The following is a 20,956-nucleotide window of genomic DNA, read 5'->3' on the forward strand; positions in this document are numbered from 1 at the left end:
GGCTACTCTAGGTAGCCATTTCTTATGATATGCTTTATTTAATTCCGTCTGTTTGGCCCATGTAATCTTATCTTTTTGTAGTCATTTATCTCTGGCAGACTTGGTTCAAATATTGTCAGCGGCAACACTATCCGCAGCATCGGGTAACACCTCCTTTCCTTTAAATAATCCCGCCAATATGCTATCTAGCTTGTGAATGACCTGATAACCCGGAGGGGAGAAACTAAATGTCTGTGTAAGTACGGCAATCAAACCGGCAATGGTGATGGAGAAGTTATTGCAATTAATAAAATACACACTGACTCCCATCCATAAAGCAAGGCTGGCAAGTGATAATAATTTAAAGAGAATTCTATCTGAAATCTTTGTTATTTTTTTAAAAGGAACCTCTCCCGGAGCCCAAATAACAACTAGTCCCAAGCCTGAATGCCCTTCTTTTGTAGTGAAATCTGACTTAAATATGTCATCTCTCATTTCCGGGGCAATAGGGGTACCGGTATTGGTACATGTAATCACGTATGCCCCGTGTTCGAGGGTGATTTTTACCTCCACCCTCCTATTTTCGCCGGTATATTCCTCCACGGCTTCAAGGGCGTTATCGATCAGGTTCCCGAGCAAGGAACTGGTTTCAAGAGGAGTTAAGGGCATTTCTTTAAGGCTGCACTCAATATTTATTTCCAAATCTATGTTTTTAGCTTCGGCGAGGCCTATTTTGGTGTTTAGAAGGGCGCTTATACTGGGATTATCGGTCTTGATCAATTCCCCGGTCTTAGAAACTGCACAAAACAATTTACTTATATAATCCCGCGCTCTTTCATGAGAGCCGCTTTCGAGCAGGCCGTAAACCGTCTGCAATTGGTGGTGGAAATCGTGCCGCTGCTTTCTGGAAGAATCAATCAACTGTTCTATCTGCTTCAAGTTTTCAACTGCTCTTCTGGCTTCATATTCTTTTTCCACATATTGTCCGATTTTTTTGACGGCAGCAGCGGACAGCACCGTCAGAACAGCTATAAATATTCCGATCATACCGGTAAAGATATTGAGATGAGCTTCCGAAATATCGTCAAATTTAGAAGCGTCATAAGAGGTATTTAAGATAACGAGTAAAAGCAGGGGTGAAAGGATAACCACAAATAAAAAGAGATTTTGTTTGTTTTCGATATCTGTCTTTAGAATTTTTTGAAATTCCTTTCTCGAAAGATATTTTCCTGCGTAGCCGTATCCTTGTGAGTAACTGATTAATGAGATATTTAAAATTCTACATGTGGTTATGAATAATAGCATAATCAAGGCCTGGGGTAGAAAGAAAAGGATTCTTATTAAAGTACGATCCAAGACATCGCTCATTGAGTACCCTGTGACATAGAGCATGAACGGCGCTACTACCGTTTCTATTGAACCGTAAAAGATCAAGCCGAGTAAAGATATAAGCAGGACTATCCTGTACGGCAGCCGGGTAACCAGGCGAATGTTTAACGTAAATAATAGTATTTCAATGATGGAGTGAAGCCCGAAAGGCACCGGCAAAAGGCGGACTATATAAGATAAACAAGCTTGTATTGCCCCGATGATTAACAGATCGCGCCACCAAGGTCTGAAACCGGTGAGAAGAAAACCCAGAGCTGCTACTAGGATTGCTTCCGGGAAAGAAATAAATAACAAGGAAAAGAAGTTCATTACATCCAAAACGTTCCTTTCCTCCTTTTTATTATTTAATTAAGCCATGATTCCTGCCTGTCTTGTCTAAAAGCTGCCTTTTCATGCCTAAAAAGCGCATTTCCATGTCTGAATTTACATGGCTCAAATTTGCATAAAAAAACAGGGGTGATAGTAGTATTAAGTTTTGTCATTATATCAATAATAACATATTATCATTGAAATATTTGTCGGATCATGAAATATTAACTAGTATTTTTATGGTTTTGTTTTTTAGCGCATAGTAAAAAACCAAACTGAAAAAAATAATATAGCTATAAAATACCCATGAAAGGAGCAACATCTGTGGCACAATTAAATCAACTTGAACTTCAAAACCTGAGGCACTTGATCGGCTCACATGAAACAGCTTATCAAAAACTGCAGGCATTTTCTCAGCAAGCCAGCGATCCCCAAGTTAAACAAATGTTTGAGAAATCTGCTCAAGATGCTAGAAACACCAAGCAAAAGCTATTGTCATTCTTAAGCTAAAGGAGGAATACTGATGCGTGAAAAAGATATGGTGAACGATGTGCTATCCATGGTAAACAGCAGTTTGACCGGTTATGCCAGTGTCATCTCCCAGACATCGAACCAGCAGTTAAGACAGACTATCCAGCAAATAAGAAATCACGACGAGCAGTTCCAATACGATCTTTATAAACTGGCTAAACAAAAAGGTTTTTACCAACCCGCTCAGCAAGCCGACCCGAAAGATATCCAGCAAATCAAGACCCAGTTGAGCGGTGATATGGCCGGTGGGAGTGAGATGACCGGTAGAAATGTAACAGGCGGCGGAATGAATATGGGCGGCGTAAGCGGAACTGGCGCTGAAATAGGCAGCAGAAGCAGAATGGACTGGTAAGCTCGGGGGCAGGGTAAATGATCAAACATTTTACCTGCCCCAAATGTTTGCCATCTTATTTTTGAAGTGGTGATAATGCGGGATCAAACCTGACGAAGAAGGTAGTTCCTGTGGAACTTGTTTTAAAAAATATTTTGGCGTTATGCCTGGCCACTATACTGTAGCACACCGACAAACCCAAGCCCGTTCCGTGGTCTTTAGTCGTAAAAAACGGCGTACCTATTTTATCCGCTATATCATTAGGGATGCCGCAACCCTGGTCCTCTACCGCCAAAACCACTTCTCCATCTTCCGTATATGTTTTTATCTTTAAGGTTTTACCGTTAGACATTGCCTGGTAGCCATTGTGGACGAGGTTGAGAATAAGTTGGCGAACTTCTTTTTCATCTAAAAGCAAGTCTGGAATTTCCGCCAGTTCCATTTCAATATACTTGTCAGAGTTCATTGCGTCTGCTTGAATTAGCGGAAATAATGTTTGCAATAATTGATTAAGATTCTGTGATTTTAAATCAACAGGCTTATCCTTAGCCATGGACAGAAATTCCGTTATTATAGAATTGGCCCTGTCCAGTTCGCTAATCATTAAATTGAAATATTCTTTGTGTTTATCGTATTCTATTTTTCTATCAAGCAGTTGCAGGAAACCACGCACTGTAGTCATGGGATTTCTTACTTCATGTCCGATCCCGGCCGCCATTTCTCCGATCAAGTTTAAGCGGTCGAGCCGGGCCATTTCGGCTTCCATCTTCTTTTCTTTGGTTATGTCTTTCATCATTACAATACGGCAGTTTTCACCATTAAGATTGATACGTTCGGCCGACAATAATAAGTTTACTGTCTTACCTGATTTAGTCTTTACTTTAAGATCAAAGTTTTGCAATTCCCCTTTTTCTTTAAACTCAATAATAGCGGATTCTATTACATTATCCTGTCCACTCAAAAAATCCAAATCTTCAGGTTTATGGCCCAATACTTCTTCCCGGGAGTACTCTACAACATCCAAGAATCTTTGGTTAACTTCTACAAACCTGTTATCTTCCGCCCTGAGGATAGCTATTAAGTCAGGGCTGTTATGAAATATCTTTTGAAAACGCTCTTCTGATTGATAAAGGTCTACCTCTCGCAGTCTTTTAGCAAGGTTGCGCAGTTTTTTGGCAAGGTTGCGGTAGCGTTCTTCCACTCGCTTGCGATCTGTAATATCTAAAAGAGCTACCACGATCTTATTCGTCCGTGGGATGACAGCAACGGTTGTATAGATATCCTTAATATTTTCCTGTTTATCGAAAAATTGAAACTCATAGTTCCTGGGGGCGATATTTTTATAAACCCTTCTATTATAATAATCGTTTATTCTATCCAAATCATCTTTAGCAACAAAATCAGTTATTTTCTTTTTATTTTCAACCTCTTCTTTAGTATAACCAGATAGTTTTTCAAATTCTGTATTCACTAGAGATATAACTTTTTTTTCACCAATGATTAATATGGCAGTTCCGGTATTTTCAAAAATTGTCCGGTAATTGTCTTCACTTTCCTGAAGCTTGTATTGAGACCGCTCAAGCGATGACAGCATCTGGTTAATTTGACCCGCGAGGGTGGATAATTCATCTCCCCCTGTCATGGACACACGACAGGCAAGGTCACCGCTTGTACTGATATCTAAAACATTAGCGCTCAGCCGGGCCAACCGGCACAATACCACTTTTTCCAGCAGCAACAAGGTTACCACACCAAACACCAGGCCGATCAGCAAAAGTGACAGAATTAAATATTGCATGCTGGTTCGGCCCTGTTTGTAAATCTCCCTGGACATGTCTGTTCTTAAAATAAGCGCCGGACTGCCGTAAATATCATTTAATAAAGCATATCCCGCGATAGAATCCGGGCTTACCGGCTGAACAAATGCCGGCGATTCTTCCGATAAAAAGGAACTTGCAGTCTGGATGTCCGGGAATATCCGGACATCGTTAAACTGACACACAGCGAGAGATAGATGCGCTGTTTCAGATAAGCGATTGATTTCAGATGAGTCCAGGTAGCGGCCCATGATCAGCACACCCCGGGCAGGGCCACTTCTTTCACTTGTCAGGATCGGCCATGAAGCGATAAGCATAGGACCTTCAGGGAGAAGTATAATTCCAGCCGCACCATCTTTTTGATTTTTATTATTAAATAAAAAATCGTAATTATTTAGATGATCTACCAAACTATCCGGAACGGGTGTCTCATTCTCGTTCTCCAAATCAAAACCTTTACCGTAGACGATACGGCCAGAGGAGTTGATATATAAAATCAGATTCAATTTTAGCGCGATGAAAGTGTTATTAGTAAGGTTCATTTTGATATATTCTTCATTCAAGTCGTTAACAAATTCATACGTATCGTTCCATTGAGCCCAGTCACCGGCCTGACGGTTCAGTGTATCAATATTATTTAACAAGGCATCCCTAGCCCTTTCAACATTCACAGTGATGCTTTGTTTTTCAAGATTGGCAAAGCTGGCAGACAGTATGCATTTTGAAATTATGAACAAAATTATAATTAAGCAGATAAGCGTTATACCAAATATGATTATTGTTTTTTTACGTAGCGTCATGAAATTACCACCAATCACATATCTCTCTATTCTGTTTTTTTGCGCTGTCCTTTACCGGCCACATGGGATATGTTCGCTGCAAACATTGTAGAAACCTGTCGGAAAAGAGAAAAATTTTATAAAAAAGAAAAACTAACCTGACCGCCCCGTCTGTAATCGGGCGTTCAGATATTAGCAATCCCGTACCATTGATCGTGATACGGGATTGCTATTTAAGACATAGCTCCTTTTTGGAGCAAATTCCTTGCGTTTGTCTTCCAGCCGGGCTGCTTCTGCAACATAGGTAAATATCCAGGACTATTTAGCATTTTTTACTATTTAATTGTTTTAAGAGCATTTAATAGAACTTTTAAAACAAACCATTTTGGAGCGGTTTCATCGGGATCATGATCAACAGTGATCAATCCAGCTTGTTTTGCTTCTTTAATAATATCAAGTTTCCATTGTTCTGCCATTTGTGATTCCTCCGGTTCATAAAAAATAAAATAATTGGCACTTTGTTCTCGAAACAAATCATAACTTGCTTGAGTTTTTACCGTTGAATTTGGATCGTTTACAAGAATTCTTTCATTTACTTCGTCTAATCCCCAAAGCAAAATATAATGTCCATAATTTGTAAAATAACCTGGCCCCATACTTGCAATAACCAAAGCGCTATTTTTTAATGCCTCTATAACATCATCTGTACTATATGTTAGTTTAAACTCTAAACCATAATATTCTGATGCAAATAGGAAGAATGCCCAATCGACACCATCATCGTAAGTCCGGTACCCGTTATCTACAATCACCTTTGCTACGTCTGGAGGGGTAATATTTTCGTCTAAAAAAGTAGCTAATACCATAGCCATGCAGGTAGCGCCACAACCAGATGAAGCAATAGTTTGACTTGAGTCATTATGATTACTAAAAATAATAGAACCCCATCTGGGATCATCCTGCAGATAATACACAGGTTTATTTTGCATATTGCTCACCCCCTGCCGGGAGTATTTTTTTGCATAAGAATATAGCACTCATGGGAAATTATGGTTTTTATATGTTTTATAATATTCCTGTGAACGTGAAATTGTTCTGCTACTTGTGCAATAAAGCTTTCTAACCTGAAATATATTAAAGCCCCCGGAGTAGGGGGCCTAAACGGTGTTGCACATTTAAGTCAAAAGCGTCAATCCAATTTACCTGTTCGCCAAAAGTCACCGACCTTATTTCGGACAATCAGCCTTATCAATACTATCATAATAATTACAAAACCAATCAGTTCAGGCATATAGGTGTATGGGTCTGTTAAGAGCTTCTGAATTACCATCCAGAAATACTTTTCTTGTTCTGACCTCGGAAAATTCCAACCGTAAAATGGCCAGAAAAAAGTGTCCGCATACAACCACATGCTGTCTAAAACGTCGTGGAAGAAGACACCCAATGCTAGCGCTAATATTTCTGGTTTTTTATATTTGCGCCAGAGATTCATACCAAATACTAATATTAGCAATAAGAATATTGTCGTATGGGCATAAATCCGGCCGTTATTAATAGCTTCCTTAAAAATGACGCGACCAACCGGCTTGTCTATAAGATCCGGCAATATAGAACCTACAAGAACAAGACGATAATCCAATAACGATGTAAAGTCCCTGTTAATTTTCATTTTATTAAGAAGCTTGGTGGCACCAAGGGTTATTCCTAAATGACCAAAAAGTATCATATTTTACTCCATATTAAACAAACTTGTAATCCTATTTTATGCATGAAATCTACGGAGTCAATTATATTGAGGCAAATATTTCACATAAATCCAGGTTCCCTAAATTAATGGCCTTTGCAAATGCCCAAAATTACAGAACAAATTTTGGTATTGACACCATAATTACTATCTGCTAAAATAATATCGAACATAAGTTCGGGGGCAGGGCAAATGGTCAAACATTTTACCTGCCCAAAATGTTTGCCATAGCCCTCCTCGCTTCAATCAAAAACAACGGCTGAAGGCGCTTTTTAGCAGGCTTTCCCGGAAAGGAGGTGAACCATATGGCTGTAAACAAGGTCCCCGCCGCTTCAACACTCAGGCTGGAACTACGCGTGGGTGTCAGCGCCAGCGGCAACCCGGTTATCCGTAACAAGAACCTGGCCAACGTCAAATCCACAGCGTCCGACCAGGATCTGTATGACGTCGCGGCAGCGCTGGCCGCCCTGCAGCAGTACCCGCTGAACGGCATTTCGCGCGTCGACAACGCCCAACTGGTTCAGGCTTAGATAAACCGGATCAGTATCCGGCAATTGTGATTGATTGATAAACATCACAACTAATCAACAAAATAACGAAGAAAGGAGAAGGTTTCCGGCAGTTGCCCGTCAAACAGGGCGTCCAAGTGTCACCGGCATGCCCGGCATAGAGCTTTCAGACATGTTGAAAAACGCAACTGCCTCCCGTGTAGTCGGACGGGGGATATATTCGAACTAATAGTTCATATATATTTTGGAAACCGGTAAACGGATTGGCTACTACGACTGACCAGACCCTGCGCATGGTTTTCCGCAACCAGGAAGGTAAAAACGTTACCATTACCTTGGACAATCCCAAGGAAAACTTGACTGCGGCAGAAATCGAGACAGCCATGGACTTGGTTATCGCCCGGAACATCTTTACCAGCACGGGCGGAGACATTGTCGCCAAGCAGGACATCAGGGTTATCAGCAACACCACAAACGATCTGTATGACCCGCCCGCCTAGAATCCGGGCGTTCATATAAAGGTGGGGGCAGGTCCCCCGCCGCATCTAATTAAAAGGGGTGATTTAACTGGAAACTATCCTGCAGGCAGTGGGCAACGTTGGATTTCCCATAGCCGTAGCCGCATACCTGCTGGTGCGCATCGAGGGCAAGCTGGAAGCTCTGACCGCCAGTATTGCCAGATTGGCCGAAGCGGTAGCTGGTGAGCGGCGGCAGGAAGAGTAAAATATTCATGTATGGAAAAGCCGCCCGGTTGAAAGACCCGGCGGCTTTCATCTTTTCCATTATCAGCGGGGCTTCCGGCTTTTAGCAAGCCTATTTAATATAAAGCGTACGATAATGTCCTGCTGCCTGTTGGTGATATTGGTAAATTCCACCGCCGCGCTGATCGCGGTGGCGCTTATTTTACCAGAACGCACCACTTTGCCGGAAACAGCGATTTCTTCTGATTTATCGCCCAGCAGCAGATTAAATTTCATCAGTAAAGCGGTACCGGCCTCGTATATGTTTTTTACCAGCATTCTGACACCGCCGCCGCTGATGTCCTGCACGGAAGATTTAATATACCGCGGGCTTTCACCTTCTTTTGGCACCTCAGCGTAAAAAATGTCCATGATAACAGGCAGCCTTACAAACTTGCGATCCTGAACGCGGTTATAGTCGTCCGGCCAGGATAAGGAATAGAGCGGTATGTTGTCTACCCGCCGCCCGAGCATAGCGCTTATAAATTCAATTCTTGCCCCCTGCAAAACAATATTTACAATTACCCGGTCACCCTTGCTCAGGATTAACGGGTTGGCTTTCTGGTAGGGTATGGTTATGTAAAATTTCCCTTTTTGGACATCCTGGATATTTGAGTCAAACCAGTCCGGTTCTTTCATGTCGCGGGATACCCTGATGCTCTGATTTATCTTTATCCACTGCTCAACCGTCATTTTCTATCCTCCCACATAAACAACACAGCTTTATTCCCTCCGAATCTATCTATCAACTAGGAGAAAAGCCTTTCCACCGGCTTGCCTCCTCACCATGCAACACCCTGACAATAAAGAGTCCCTTCTCTTTATATAAAGGCAATTCAATTTGCTTGGGCAACAGCCGTTTTTTTTCATCAAAATAAACATGAACCATGGGAAAAAGCGAATTACCTTTTGGTGTATCGGCCGCTACGCCAGCCATGCCGTTATTCAGCTCAACGATAGTGCCGGCGGGGTAAGCGGCAATGTTATACATAAACGCCTTTGCGACAGATTCCTTGACAAAATAGTTAACCGAAGCCTCACACATTTCGTAAGCTTCGACAGGGGGGAAAGCCTTCCGGTAAACCCTGTTCGCGGTTATCGCGTCGAACCTGTCGGCAATGGCCACGATCTGGGCATATTCGTTAATTTGCTCGTCCTTTAGTCCCTTGGGATAGCCTGAACCGTCGTAGTTTTCATGGTGCTGAAGAGCCATTACAGCATTAATTTCATCCAGATTTCCCGCTTCACGGATTAGTTCATATCCAAAAACCGTATGTTTCTTCATAACTTCAAATTCCTCCGCGGTCAAGCCACCTGGTTTATTCAGGATTTTATCCGGTATTTTGACCTTGCCGAGGTCATGCAATAACGCCCCTACACCAAGAAACGCCAGTTCGTTATGACCATATCCTAAAGTTATCCCGGTCATTAGCGTTAAAATGCATACATTTACTGAGTGCGCAAAAGTATAGTCATCTTGTGAACGCAAGTCAACCAGATTAAAAATCAAATTTTTATTGGATAAAAGCTGCTCGGTAAACTCCCCTACAGTGGTATAAAGCGATTGCGGCTCAATCACCAGCCGGCCGGATTCCTTTGCTTCCAGCAGGACATTCTTGATCTGGCGAACTGCCGCTACACGAGTTTGCCGCTTTATCACGTCATTTGCTTCAGGCATCTTAAAAGGTAATCCATCGTCCACCCAGACAAAAGGTAATTCCAGTTTGATTAACAGTTGAATATATGCGTCAGTAAGCGCAACACCGTTTTTTAACAGCTCTTCACCTCTGCTATTGTAAATAGTGCGGCTGAGTTTCATTCCCGGTTTGAGATCAGATACACCGACCTTGCGCATAATTTATTCATCCTCGTCAACTATTTCTGCATACATTACTAATTTCCTTCGATCTCCAAAAAATAAACTATTATATACCATAAAATTACAAATATTACCATTTAAGCGTGAATTATTCCAATAGTTTATATATTACTGACTAATGAACTAAAGCGCAAATCCCATTACCCCGTTATAATGATATTTTTATTCCTTTAAGTGAATCATTTGACCTGTTTCTATGATGATCGATATTTTGCTCTCATGAGGAAGCACCTTTGCAACGCTACCGACATATCCTAAAATAGCAAATTAAGGTACCGAACCTATTATATGCCGGTGGGGAAATTAGATGGGAGAAATTTATTATGGTATTGGCAACTAGCATTAAGCTTAAGTTAATGGTAATAATTTTCTTCGTTCTGGCAACAGCTCTTGGCGCTCTGTCTTATCTCAGTTATTACAAAGCACGGCAGGCTTTAATTAGCAATACGAAACAGGATCTCAATTCCCTGTCCGCAGCTTACGGCAAAGAGGTTAGCCTTTGGTTGGAGCAACACAAAACCGAGATGATTACTTTGGCTAATTCCCCTGTTATAGCCGGGGGAAATCGCAGTTTGATTCTCTCATATTTTAATGACGAGCTAAAACGACTCAAAAATTATGAGTCGTTGTTAATAGTTGATGGAAAAGGGGACTATTATTCGGCTGATGGCACTACGGGCAATGTTAGTGACAGGGATTATTATAAGCAGACGCTAAGCACCGGTCAGGCGGTAATCTCTGATCCCCTTATGTCAAGAGTAACAGGAAAGTTGGTCGTTGTAGCCGCCGCTCCCATTAAAAAGGATTACCGGGTCACCGGTCTTGTTTTAGGAACGCTGCCGATAGATGAAATTGTTCAAGAAATATCTTCGATTAAAATTGGCAAGACCGGCTATGCCATTATGGTGCAGGGTGATGGTTTATGCATAACCCACCCGAATAAGGATTCGATTATGAAACTTAATCTGCTGAAAGACAATAGCCTCCATCCAAATTTAATCACAGCAGCGCAAAAAATGACTAAAGGGGAAAGCGGGGTCACCCGCTGCCTTGATAATGGAGTGGATGAGTTCCTGGCCTACGCGCCGGTACCAAGCACCAATTGGTCTCTTGCCATAACAAGTCCTCTTGCCGATCTTTCATCCTCACTTAGATCCCTGGCTGCCATGGCAGTCATTTTAACCCTGCTCATCCTGCTCATATCGGCATTTATCGCGGTTGCCCTGGCAAACAAAATTGTCAAACCCATTCGCTTTCTCAATAAAGAAATCAGCTTATTGGCGGAACAAGGCGGCGACCTGACCCAGTCGATCCATATTCAAAGCAAGGATGAGACAGGTGAGCTAGCCCGTTCCGTCAACGAGTTCCTTGGCAACCTGAGAGAGATTATCTCGGAGGTAAAAGAAACCGCCGTTAAGGTCGCCGGAACTTCCCGGCAGTTAAACTCCAGCGCGCGGCAAACTGCCGCGGGCGCCAGTGAAACCGCCTCCACTTTGAGTGAAATTACTGCTGCTGTTGAGCAGGTAACCGCTAATATGCAAAACATAGCAGAGGCTTCAGAATCCGCCTCCGGCCATGCCAACGAGGGGAACAAGGGAGTGTTGAGGATTACCGGACAAATGCAAAATATAGCCGATACCGCTGTGGTTGTTTCCAGGGCAATAGACGAACTGAATTTAAAATCCAAAGAAATCAGCCAAATTATCGGGCTGATCACAAATATCGCCGGCCAGACCAACCTGCTGGCTTTGAACGCGGCCATCGAGGCAGCCCGGGCAGGTGAACACGGCCGGGGATTCGCTGTGGTGGCTGATGAAGTGAGGAAACTGGCCGCTCAGAGCGCGAGCGCCGCAAAACAAATAAACAGCTTGATTAGTTCCATGCGGGCTTTAACGGAACAATCAGTTGAAAGCATGTCCCTTGGCAGTAAAGAAGTTGAAGCAGGCATAAAAGTCGTTCAAGAGGTTGGGGGAAACTTTAGAGTTATTATCGGCGCCGTGCACAGCTTAACCTCTCAGATTCAGGATGTGGCGGCGGCGATGGAAGAAATGTCGGCCGGCATGCAAAACATAGCCGCCGCGACTCAAGAGCAAACCGCAACCATGGGGGAAGTATCGGCGTCGGCTGAATCTTTGTCAAGACTATCCTGCGATTTGGATGACTTGGTGGGTAAATTCAAGGTATAACACCGAAAACCCATTCAATCCTACGTCGCCGTCATTTGACGGTATATTTTTCTGCCCAGCCAGCGGGCCGCCAAATTAAAGCCAAGCACCACCAGGATCAGCACCGCTGCGGAACCGTCCGCGACTCTTCTCAAGTCCGGGATGAGACCCTCCGTGTTGACCTTCCAGATATGCACCGCCAGGGTTTCCGCCGGGCGAAAGGGGTTCAAGGGCGAAGCGGGATTAAAGATATTCCACTGAGTGAAGTCCAGAGCCGGGCTGGACATGCCGGCGGTAAACAACAGCGCGGCGGCCTCGCCGAATACTCTGCCTGAGGTGATAATCGCGCCGCTGACCAAACCGGGGAAGGCGCTGGGCAATACTACCCGGCAGATTGTCTGCCAGTGGTTGGCGCCCAGGGCCAGGCTCGCCTCGCGCAGGCTGTCCGGCACACCGTGGATAGATTCCTCAGTAATCCGGACCATCAGCGGCAGATTGATTACAGTCAGGGCTAACGCCCCGGAAATGAGCGAGTAACCCCAACCGGTCATGTTGACGAATGCCAACAGCCCGAAAAGACCGACCACGATTGAAGGCAGCGAATTCAACGTTTCGATGGACAGCCTGATCGCTTCCGTCAACTTGTTGTTCCTGGCGTATTCAGCCAGATAAATCCCGCCAAGCATGCCCACGGGAACTGTAACAACCATAGATAAAAAGAGCAGGTAGAAAGAGTTAAAGATCTGCGGCCCAATCCCGCCCCCGGCGCGAACCACTTGCGGCGGTTTTATCAAGAAATCCCAACTGATGTACTTGCCACCGTGGTAGAGAATATACACAATCATCGCGCCAAGAATAACGATCACCAGCAGCGCGCCGGCCCAGAATACGAGAGTTGCGATTCTGTCGGCAATACGGGAATTCACCTGGTTATCCCTCCCTTCCTCACTCCGTAACGGACAACCAGAATAAAAAAGAACGACATTATCAGGAGAAACAGACCCATTGACCAGAGGGTGTTGTTCCAAAGGGAACCCATGGGAGTGTTGCCCATATCCATTGTGATGGCGCTTGTCAAGGTGATCACGGGATCCAGAATGGACGTTGGAATTTTCCTTGTATTGCCGATAACCATCTGGACGGCCAGCGCTTCGCCAAAAGCCCTGGCTAGGCCGAGAACGACACCGGTGACCAGACCGGAACGCGCGGCCGGAATGAGCACCAGTCGGATAGCCTGCCAGCGCGTGGAACCCAAGGCCAAGGCAGCCTCCTTGTACTCACGCGGCAGCGACTTCAAGCTGTCGGTCAAAATGCTGACTATCGTTGGCAAGATCATCACGGACAGCACCAAAAAGCCAGCCAGGACACTAAAGCCCAGGCCACCGACATTGTCGCGGATAAAGGGGACCAGCACGCTTAAGCCAATATATCCGTAAACAACCGAAGGGATGCCGGCCAGCAGCTCAATAGCCGGCTGCAAGAAGCGCTGCCCCCAGAAAGGCGCGATTTCTACAATGAACACGGCGCATGTGATGCTTAAGGGGCCGCTTAACAAAACAGCCAGCATCGAGACGATAACCGAGCCGAATATAAAAGCCAGCACACCCACTTGCGGGCCGCCTTCCGCCGGCAGGCGGTCCGGCAGCCAATTGGCCGAGAATAAAAACTCTTTAACGCTTACACCGTAAACTGTGAAAGTTGACAATCCCTTTATTGAAATAAAAACAACAATGGTGACAGTGGAAACAATGGCTATCAGCGCCGCCCCGGTAGCCAGGCTTTTGCCCAGCAATTCATTACCGGCAAGATTTCCTAACCTTTTTGTAAAATTATTTTTCATAAGACTATTTATCTTTAGAATTAACGTTGACATTCTTTTGCTACCTCACTTCAGCTTCGAGGATCCCGTCTTCGTAATATCTTTTCTGACGCCTGGTCAATTCAGTTCTTTACGTTCGCCGGTCACAAGGTAGACAATCCGTTCGCCGATGTTGGTGGCGTGGTCGGCTATCCGCTCCAGATGACGGCTGGCGAACAAGAGAGCGGTGGCTTGATTGATGATCTTGGGGTTCTCCATCATATACACCAGCAATTCGCGAAAAACCTGGTTGTGCAGGCTGTCTACCAGTTCATCGTCCGCCGCCATTTTCAAAGCCAGTTCAACGTCCTCACGCACATAGGCGTCGAGCGCCTCTTTCACCATAGTCTGAGCCAATTGCGCCATCCGGGGAATATCGATCAGCGGCTTAATCAGCGGTTGATCCGCTATACGCCTGGCTATCTTAGCAATGTCACACGCTAAGTCACCCATCCGCTCCAGGTCGGTGATGATCATGAGCCCCGCTGCGATACGTCGCAAGTCCTTTGCCAACGGCTGCTGGGTGGCGATCAACTTCAAACACTTGTCCTCGATCAGCATTTCCTGATCATCGATCTGGACATCCCCGTCAATAACACTCTGAGCTAAACTTAGATCTTGTTTAGCCAGTGACTCCACCGCCCGGGCGATAGAGTCTTCAACGAAAATACCCATTTGTAAAATATCTTGCTGCAGTTCACTCAAAGCCTGATCAAAGGTTGTCCTGGTAGCCATAGATATTTTCCCCTCTTTTATCCTAGCCGAAGCGGCCGGTAATATAATCTTCCGTGCGCTTATCGCTGGGTTTAGTAAATATTGTTTCCGTGACGCCGTATTCAATCAGGTCGCCGCTCAGGAAAAAAGCGGTAACGCCTGAGACACGGGCGGCTTGCTGCATGTTATGGGTCACAATGATAATTGTATAGTCGTTTTTTAATACCTGAATCAATTCTTCGATCTTCATGGTAGCCAGGGGATCCAAGGCCGAAGTAGGCTCATCCATTAGCAGCACTTCCGGTTCCACCGCCAGCAACCTGGCTATACAAACCCGTTGCTGCTGACCGCCTGAAAGCCCCAGGGCGGACTTATACAATCTATCCTGAACCTCATCCCAGAGAACCGCGGCGCGCAGACTCTTTTCCACAATTTCATCAAGTTTGCGCTTGTTTTTTGTCCCGTGAATGCGCGGACCGTAGGCTATGTTATCGTATACCGACATCGGAAAAGGATTGGGGCGCTGAAAAACCATACCTATCCTCTTGCGCAGGTTTACCACATCCTCTTCCGGGCGGTAGATATCCTGGCCGTCAAGGAGAATCGCCCCATCTACCCTTACCCCTTCGATCAGGTCGTTCATCCTGTTCAAAGTGCGCAGAAACGTTGATTTGCCACAGCCGGACGGTCCGATAAGCGCTGTAACCTGGTTTTTTTCAACTTCCAGGTTAACATTTTTCAGCGCATGGAAGTCGCCGTAGCGCAGGTTCAAATTCTTTACCGATATCTTCGCTTGTGCCACTGCATTTGCCCCCTCAAGGAGGTATTCTAACCAAAATAAATATAGAACCTCTCACGACATCATAGCAATGCCAGGTTAGATTAATGTTATGCAATTGTTAAGATTAGATTAAAGAACAAAAACTGCCCATCGAGCAAGCAGGGACTGTTCTCCCTACCCCTGAGGGTAGCTAGAACAGTCCCTGCTTGTCCCTGCCCCAAATAAGACTACAATCTTATAGTTTTTTTCCCTTTCCAAGATATTAAGCTCTAATCTAGTACGGCCCAAAACCTCCTCAGTGAGATTCAGTGAGATTAGGCAATTATTTTATGCCCAATGGTCCCTAAAAGATGTTTTTAGTTCTCTTTAAAACGGTAGCCGACTCCCCGCACCGTCTCAATAAGACGCGGTCCTTCCGGCAGATGTTCAAGCTTTTGCCTGATATGACGAATGTGAACATCAATCGTTCGAGTATCGCCAAGATAGTCGTAACCCCAAACACTTTCAAGCAGTTGTTCCCGCGAGAACACTTTTCCCGGCCGGCGGGCCATAAAACGTAAGAGCTCAAATTCTTTTAAGGTGAACTCCTGCTTGATGCCGTCAACATAAACATCAAAACGGTCTTCATCAATAACCAGACGTCCAAAATCCATTAGAGACTTTTTTGTCGATTCATTTTTTCGTTCTTTTTCATGCCGAACGTTGCGAAGCCTGGCTTTAATCCTGGCTACCAATTCTCTGGGACTGAAAGGCTTGGTGACATAATCGTCAGCGCCTATTTCCAACCCGAGAACACGGTCCAATTCCTCAGCCTTGGCGCTAAGCATTATTATCGGAATATTTTTTGTCTTAGTATTCTTGCGCAGTTCCCGGCATACTTCAAGGCCGTCTATTTCCGGCAGCATGACATCAAGCACAATTAAATCAGGAGACTGCGTCCGGGCCAACTCAAGGCACTGAGCGCCATCGGCAGCTGATATCACCTGGTAACCTTCGCGTTCCAGGTTAAAACGAACCAGTTCCAAGATATGTTTTTCATCGTCCACTACCATAATAACGGGCATTTTTCCACCCTTTCTCATGGTTATTGAATAAACAATTTGTAAATAAAGCTATATATATATTATTACAGCTTGAACCGAACATAAAAGGTGGTTCCCGTAGAATAGGTTTCCACCTTTATTGCAGCTTTGTGCCTGGCGGCGATACCATAACAAACCGCCAGCCCCAAGCCTGTCCCGTTATCTTTGGTTGTGAAAAAAGGAGTGCCTATCTTTTCAAGTATATCCGGCTCGATCCCTTTGCCCTGATCCCGCAGCGACAAAACCACTTCATTATTATTATTATCCACGTATGTTCTGACATAAAGATTGCCGCCGGACGACATTGCCTCCAGCCCGTTGCGAGCAAGGTTGAGGATGAGTTGGCGAATTTCTTTCTCATCCAAAAGCAAGTCCGGGATTTCACCCAGTTCAACTTCAACAGATTTATTCGAGTTCATCGCGTCGGCAGCAAGTAACGGAGACAGAGATTTAATGATGGAATTGAGATTCTGCGCCTTTAAATCCACTGCCTTGTTCTTTGCCAGGGACAGAAATTCCGTAATTATTGTATTGGTTCTGTCCAACTCTTCGATCATGATGCCGAAGTATTCCTTGTTTTTAGCATCTTCTTTATTTTTTTTCAACAATTGCAGAAAACCGCGCACCGCGGTGATCGGGTTCCTGATTTCATGGCCGATACAGGCGGCCATTTCTCCCACCAGGTGCAGCCGGTCGAGGCGAGCCATCTCTTTTTCTATTTTCTTAAGTTCGGTGATGTCGTTTATTATGCCCAGTATACATTTTCTACCTTCTATGCTGATTATTTCACCGGAATATAACCCCACACGCACCTCGCCTGTTTTTGCGCGGAAATGGGTCTCCATATTGTTGATCCTGCCTTGTTCATTTAACATCCGGATAAGTTTGTCGCCTTCTTCCGGCTTTGCCAAGGTGTTAAGCTCAAATATCGTATAGCCTAAGACCTCCTCACGCCGGTAACCGGTCGCGCGCAGGAAGCTGTCGTTCACATCTATGAAGCGTCCGTCAAATGTACTGACAGCCATCAGGTTAGGACTAAAATTAAACGCTTTATAAAACCGTTCCTCTGATAATCGCAGCGCCTCCTCAGCACGCCGGCGTTCCAGCGCTTCTCCGAAACTCGCCGCCACAGCCGTTAGAATTGACTCTTCATTTTTTGACCACTTGCGCTCCGAGTGGCAATCGTCAAAGCCGATGAAGCCCCAATACTTATCGCCTACGATTACGGGCACTACTAATAACGAGAGTATTTCCTGCTGCTCTAATAACTCACGCTCAGCCGTTGGAAACTCTTTGATAGGACCGCTAATAGATTTTCCGGCTGAGAGCAATACATACCACCGGGTCATACCCTGGGCATCGTATGAAGCGTTTTGCAAATACGGGTTGTCAATTTGCGGTTTAACAGAATCACGCGACCACTCAAAACGTTGGCTAACAAGTTTTTCCCCAGTTTCGGGGTGCAGGTGATTCTCAAAAATATAGACCCGGTCAACTGCCACCGCTTCGCCAATGATTGCTAAGGCATCGGTTATTGCGGAAATGTAATTGTCAACTGCTAAAAGACGCTTTGTCGCGTCAGCCACCCCTTTTAGCAATTTGTCCCGCTTGAGGAGTTCTTCCTCTGTCCGCCTGAGCAAGTTTTCCACCGCGTTGACCTTTTGCCGCATTTCAACTAATTCATTAATAAGCTGCTCTTTTGTTTTATCTGCATCATTCGTCTTAATTCTCATTCAGACTAGTCCTCCCAGGAATCAAAACAAAGATCGCGGCTCATGTCGGCGCCCCAGGCATATACCCGCCGCCGGCCATATAGATCCGCTAATTTGCCATAAATAGGAGTGCTTACCGCACCAATCAGCAAGTAAATGGAAAAAACCCAGGAGAAAAGGGACATTCCTCCCAGGCGTCCGATGATCGTGGGCATGGCTGTGTTTTATTCCTGGGTCAACCGGCTAACCTTGCCTCCAACCAGTACAAGCTGCACATCCCAGCCTTCATCGACGTCATAAAGGCTGATATTATGGCTGCTATTATCTATCAAACTGGCGCCATCCCTCAGGTAATAGCTAAATTCGTTGCCGCTTAGTTGCTTAATGGTTATTTTCTTACTGCTGGTACTGACATAAGTTACCGTACCTGATACCGTGATATCCTCGTCGTTTATAATCTCAATATTTTTCGCTTTTCCGTTACCAATCTGCGCCTCAACTTCACTGCCGATTACCATATCCCTTAAATGGAGGCTTTCACCATCCCTGTCAATGGTGACATTGTCCGCCAGGTAATACCGGCTCTTGCTCCCGTCGTTTTTCTCTATGATGATAAATGGAGAACTACCGGTTATTAAATCCGCAATTTTGCCGTTGACAGTGGAGTTATATTCGTCAACAACTTCAATATAATCTACACGGTTTACGCTGTTTAGTTCCAGTTTGACCCGATCACCGATACTAAGCACGTTGAACTTAATGTGGGAGCCGTCCCGCACAACTTCCACATCGCTTTCCACCACATAATCCAGGGTATCTCCGTCATCGTTTCGTATGGTTATCCCGAGAGTTCCGGCGGTGTCCAATTCTCTTATATCACCGGTTAACTTATTTGATTCTGAGCCGACTATTTCGATGTATGTAACCCGGTTTTTGCTGTTTAATTCCAGCCTGACCTGGTCTCCCACCCGCAGGTTGTCATAACTAATGCGGGATCCATTTTGCATTACTTCCGCGTCGCTGACCACCACATAATCCCGGGTATAACCGTTGTCGTCACGGATAGTAATAACATAATTACCTGTGGTATTCAGTTCACTAATTACACCTTCCAAATTGGGGGCGCTCAAAATGTCAATCCGTTGCGCTTTGTTATCCAACACCGTGACTTCAATCCGGTTGTCTACTTTAACATCATTATAAGTCATTGTACTGTTATCTCTCACTACTGTTACGTTGTCCGGCACATCAATGTCTGTATTCGTCCCGCTGTCGCTACGCAGTGTCAACCCGGATGTCCGGACCGACGTTACAGTACCTACAATCGTACTTAGAGTTAAAGAGTTGATTTCAATAATTTTATCACCGGAAACCTTTATTTCTACATAGTCCCCTTTGCTCAAAGAGGATACTTCTTTCTGACTGCCTGAATCGTTGACTTTAACGCCGCCGGTTACCGGTCTGGTTACCTGAGTACCGTCGGAACATGTAATGCCAAGCCAGTATTCCTCACCTATCTGAAGCTGGGATGCAACCTTGCCTTTATAGCTTGTGGCCGTGGCATTTGTCTCTGTATTCGTGTTAGTGCCGCTTGCCTCAGTGTTTGTCCTCGCCGCATTGATAAAGGCAATTTGATCGCTTCTATTCAAAACGAATTTGATTTTGTCATCTACTTTTAGATCAGCGATACTCGATGCATTTCCGTCCAGGAATACCTCGCACTCAGGATCAGTAATCTTATTCACGCCGCTGTTGATCGAAACCAGCCAGCGGGACTGGTCCAGGGATAAAACAGATGAAATAGTACCGCTGTAACGCCGGGATTGGATCTCTGAACCGCCAAAATTATTTTCCAAAATCCGGGACAATAAGACAGCCATCTGTCCCCGGTTAATCTGGTCATTTGGTTTGAATACATTGCCGGGGAGCCCTTGCATGAGCTTGTTCTTAACCATCGCCGCCACACAACTCCGGTATGTCTGGGGAATCTGGTCAGAGTCAGCAAAGGTAAGGTTACTATTGTCCTCATTGAGTTTCAGGGCGTGGTAAACCAGTGCGGCCACTTCCGCCCTTGTCGCCGGCTCAGCCGGCCCAAGCTGGATCAAGTAATCCTTGTCCAGCATCCCCTCCTGGACGCCCATAATCAGGTAGCCCCTGCCCCAGTTTAAGGGCGGCAATTGATAATCCACATCGTCATCTTCCTTTTCTTTCGCCTGCTCTTCCAGGCCAAGCACCCGGATTAACGTGGCCACGACCTGTAGTTTCGTGACACTGTCATCCGGCTGAAACAAACCGCCGGGAAAACCGGAAATAATTTCACTGGCATACATCTCCGATATAGCTTGCTGCGCCCAATGCCCCTCAATATCCGTCAGTTTGCCGCCCGCCGCTTCCGTGGTCAAGGTCCCGGCAAGTAAGGTGAATATCGTCAGAACTAAAATCAAAAAACTCCATCTCTTATTTTTTAGCAAAATAAATTTCCTCCTTACAATATAAAGCAAACATAGTAACCAAATAATTAACAAAAAACTTGTCAAATGTAAGCAATAGTTACTCTTTATATATCACATCGGACCACATGATTCAACAGTTAAATCTCCTCAGAAATAAATATTCTCTAACAAACATGCTAAAACG

The 20,956-nt window shown here is 44.9% G+C and carries 19 protein-coding genes and 1 pseudogene; 6 read left to right on the forward strand and 14 right to left on the reverse strand.

Going from position 1 to position 20,956, the window contains the following annotated elements:
- Nucleotides 1-105: 105 nt before the first annotated feature.
- Nucleotides 106-1,677, reverse strand: coding sequence for a sensor histidine kinase (locus tag L7E55_RS01275; RefSeq protein WP_277442385.1), 1,572 nt, complete (start codon nt 1,675-1,677; stop codon nt 106-108).
- A 306-nt stretch (nt 1,678-1,983) separates the two neighbouring features.
- Here L7E55_RS01275 and L7E55_RS01280 point away from each other — a divergent pair, with 306 nt between their 5' ends.
- Together L7E55_RS01280 and L7E55_RS01285 are read left to right on the forward strand one after the other, a co-directional pair.
- Entirely contained in the window at nt 1,984-2,187 is a 204-nt protein-coding gene (locus tag L7E55_RS01280; RefSeq protein WP_277442167.1) for a hypothetical protein, read from the forward strand.
- A 13-nt stretch (nt 2,188-2,200) separates the two neighbouring features.
- A pseudogene (locus tag L7E55_RS01285) lies at nt 2,201-2,440 on the forward strand (spore coat protein); the annotation flags it as partial.
- Nucleotides 2,441-2,615: 175 nt separating this feature from the next.
- On the opposite strand, the gene L7E55_RS01290 reads toward L7E55_RS01285, so the two are convergent.
- From L7E55_RS01290 to L7E55_RS01300, 3 genes are all read right to left on the reverse strand, one after another.
- On the reverse strand, nt 2,616-5,156 hold the full coding sequence (locus L7E55_RS01290) for a CHASE4 domain-containing protein (RefSeq protein WP_277442168.1): 2,541 nt from the start codon (nt 5,154-5,156) through the stop codon (nt 2,616-2,618).
- Between the two features lie 314 nt (nt 5,157-5,470).
- On the reverse strand, nt 5,471-6,124 hold the full coding sequence (locus L7E55_RS01295; protein WP_277442169.1) for a C39 family peptidase: 654 nt from the start codon (nt 6,122-6,124) through the stop codon (nt 5,471-5,473).
- Nucleotides 6,125-6,324: 200 nt separating this feature from the next.
- Nucleotides 6,325-6,861: a metal-dependent hydrolase gene (locus L7E55_RS01300; protein WP_277442170.1), complete on the reverse strand. Its 537-nt coding sequence runs from the start codon at nt 6,859-6,861 to the stop codon at nt 6,325-6,327.
- A 323-nt stretch (nt 6,862-7,184) separates the two neighbouring features.
- Between L7E55_RS01300 and L7E55_RS01305 the strand changes: the two genes are divergently transcribed.
- From L7E55_RS01305 to L7E55_RS01315, 3 genes are all read left to right on the forward strand, one after another.
- Nucleotides 7,185-7,409, forward strand: coding sequence for a DUF1659 domain-containing protein (locus L7E55_RS01305; protein ID WP_277442171.1), 225 nt, complete (start codon nt 7,185-7,187; stop codon nt 7,407-7,409).
- Between the two features lie 242 nt (nt 7,410-7,651).
- The gene (locus tag L7E55_RS01310) at nt 7,652-7,888 is read left to right on the forward strand and encodes a DUF2922 domain-containing protein (protein ID WP_277442172.1); all 237 of its coding nucleotides are present in this window, start codon (nt 7,652-7,654) and stop codon (nt 7,886-7,888) included.
- 67 nt (nt 7,889-7,955) lie between these two features.
- Entirely contained in the window at nt 7,956-8,111 is a 156-nt protein-coding gene (locus tag L7E55_RS01315; RefSeq protein ID WP_277442386.1) for a YvrJ family protein, read from the forward strand.
- A 62-nt stretch (nt 8,112-8,173) separates the two neighbouring features.
- Here the strand turns inward: L7E55_RS01315 and L7E55_RS01320 are convergent, their stop codons facing one another.
- The gene (locus L7E55_RS01320; protein WP_277442173.1) at nt 8,174-8,821 is read right to left on the reverse strand and encodes a flagellar brake protein; all 648 of its coding nucleotides are present in this window, start codon (nt 8,819-8,821) and stop codon (nt 8,174-8,176) included.
- A gap of 52 nt (nt 8,822-8,873) precedes the next feature.
- Entirely contained in the window at nt 8,874-9,983 is a 1,110-nt protein-coding gene (locus tag L7E55_RS01325; RefSeq protein WP_277442174.1) for an HD-GYP domain-containing protein, read from the reverse strand.
- A 347-nt stretch (nt 9,984-10,330) separates the two neighbouring features.
- On the opposite strand from L7E55_RS01325, the gene L7E55_RS01330 reads away from it, so the two are divergent.
- Nucleotides 10,331-12,193 (forward strand): methyl-accepting chemotaxis protein, encoded by a 1,863-nt coding sequence (locus L7E55_RS01330; RefSeq protein WP_277442175.1) that lies wholly within the window; start codon nt 10,331-10,333, stop codon nt 12,191-12,193.
- 20 nt (nt 12,194-12,213) lie between these two features.
- On the opposite strand, the gene pstA is transcribed toward L7E55_RS01330, so the two are convergent.
- From pstA to L7E55_RS01370, 8 genes are all read right to left on the reverse strand, one after another.
- On the reverse strand, nt 12,214-13,098 hold the full coding sequence (gene pstA, locus L7E55_RS01335) for a phosphate ABC transporter permease PstA (protein WP_277442176.1): 885 nt from the start codon (nt 13,096-13,098) through the stop codon (nt 12,214-12,216).
- A complete protein-coding gene (pstC, locus tag L7E55_RS01340; protein ID WP_420851986.1) occupies nt 13,095-14,045 on the reverse strand; it encodes a phosphate ABC transporter permease subunit PstC in 951 nt (316 codons plus the stop codon). The genes pstA and pstC overlap by 4 nt, the downstream gene beginning before the upstream one ends.
- A gap of 63 nt (nt 14,046-14,108) precedes the next feature.
- Nucleotides 14,109-14,765 carry a phosphate signaling complex protein PhoU gene (gene phoU, locus L7E55_RS01345; RefSeq protein WP_277442177.1) on the reverse strand — a complete coding sequence of 219 codons (657 nt, stop codon included), beginning with the start codon at nt 14,763-14,765 and terminating at the stop codon, nt 14,109-14,111.
- A 22-nt stretch (nt 14,766-14,787) separates the two neighbouring features.
- Nucleotides 14,788-15,546, reverse strand: a complete 759-nt coding sequence (gene pstB, locus L7E55_RS01350; protein ID WP_277442178.1) for a phosphate ABC transporter ATP-binding protein PstB — start codon at nt 15,544-15,546, stop codon at nt 14,788-14,790.
- A gap of 335 nt (nt 15,547-15,881) precedes the next feature.
- On the reverse strand, nt 15,882-16,589 hold the full coding sequence (locus L7E55_RS01355) for a response regulator transcription factor (RefSeq protein WP_277442179.1): 708 nt from the start codon (nt 16,587-16,589) through the stop codon (nt 15,882-15,884).
- 62 nt (nt 16,590-16,651) lie between these two features.
- On the reverse strand, nt 16,652-18,340 hold the full coding sequence (locus L7E55_RS01360; protein WP_277442180.1) for a sensor histidine kinase: 1,689 nt from the start codon (nt 18,338-18,340) through the stop codon (nt 16,652-16,654).
- Nucleotides 18,341-18,345: 5 nt separating this feature from the next.
- Nucleotides 18,346-18,534, reverse strand: a complete 189-nt coding sequence (locus L7E55_RS01365; RefSeq protein WP_338091137.1) for a hypothetical protein — start codon at nt 18,532-18,534, stop codon at nt 18,346-18,348.
- A 9-nt stretch (nt 18,535-18,543) separates the two neighbouring features.
- Nucleotides 18,544-20,790, reverse strand: a complete 2,247-nt coding sequence (locus L7E55_RS01370) for an S-layer homology domain-containing protein (protein WP_277442181.1) — start codon at nt 20,788-20,790, stop codon at nt 18,544-18,546.
- Nucleotides 20,791-20,956: the final 166 nt, after the last annotated feature.

This window comes from Pelotomaculum isophthalicicum JI (assembly GCF_029478095.1).
GTDB lineage: Bacteria > Bacillota > Desulfotomaculia > Desulfotomaculales > Pelotomaculaceae > Pelotomaculum_D > Pelotomaculum_D isophthalicicum.

Bases quoted from the DNA above. Each gene is read 5' to 3' on its own strand.
- L7E55_RS01325 (WP_277442174.1), bottom strand. From the start codon at position 9,983: ATGCGCAAGGTCGGTGTATCTGATCTCAAACCGGGAATGAAACTCAGC.
- L7E55_RS01290 (WP_277442168.1), bottom strand. From the start codon at position 5,156: ATGACGCTACGTAAAAAAACAATAATCATATTTGGTATAACGCTTATC.
- phoU (WP_277442177.1), bottom strand. From the start codon at position 14,765: ATGGCTACCAGGACAACCTTTGATCAGGCTTTGAGTGAACTGCAGCAA.
- L7E55_RS01355 (WP_277442179.1), bottom strand. From the start codon at position 16,589: ATGCCCGTTATTATGGTAGTGGACGATGAAAAACATATCTTGGAACTG.
- L7E55_RS01360 (WP_277442180.1), bottom strand. From the start codon at position 18,340: ATGAGAATTAAGACGAATGATGCAGATAAAACAAAAGAGCAGCTTATT.
- L7E55_RS01330 (WP_277442175.1), top strand. From the start codon at position 10,331: ATGGTATTGGCAACTAGCATTAAGCTTAAGTTAATGGTAATAATTTTC.
- L7E55_RS01320 (WP_277442173.1), bottom strand. From the start codon at position 8,821: ATGACGGTTGAGCAGTGGATAAAGATAAATCAGAGCATCAGGGTATCC.
- pstC (WP_420851986.1), bottom strand. From the start codon at position 14,045: ATGTCAACGTTAATTCTAAAGATAAATAGTCTTATGAAAAATAATTTT.
- L7E55_RS01280 (WP_277442167.1), top strand. From the start codon at position 1,984: ATGAAAGGAGCAACATCTGTGGCACAATTAAATCAACTTGAACTTCAA.
- L7E55_RS01275 (WP_277442385.1), bottom strand. From the start codon at position 1,677: ATGAACTTCTTTTCCTTGTTATTTATTTCTTTCCCGGAAGCAATCCTA.
- L7E55_RS01305 (WP_277442171.1), top strand. From the start codon at position 7,185: ATGGCTGTAAACAAGGTCCCCGCCGCTTCAACACTCAGGCTGGAACTA.
- L7E55_RS01300 (WP_277442170.1), bottom strand. From the start codon at position 6,861: ATGATACTTTTTGGTCATTTAGGAATAACCCTTGGTGCCACCAAGCTT.
- L7E55_RS01365 (WP_338091137.1), bottom strand. From the start codon at position 18,534: ATGCCCACGATCATCGGACGCCTGGGAGGAATGTCCCTTTTCTCCTGG.
- L7E55_RS01295 (WP_277442169.1), bottom strand. From the start codon at position 6,124: ATGCAAAATAAACCTGTGTATTATCTGCAGGATGATCCCAGATGGGGT.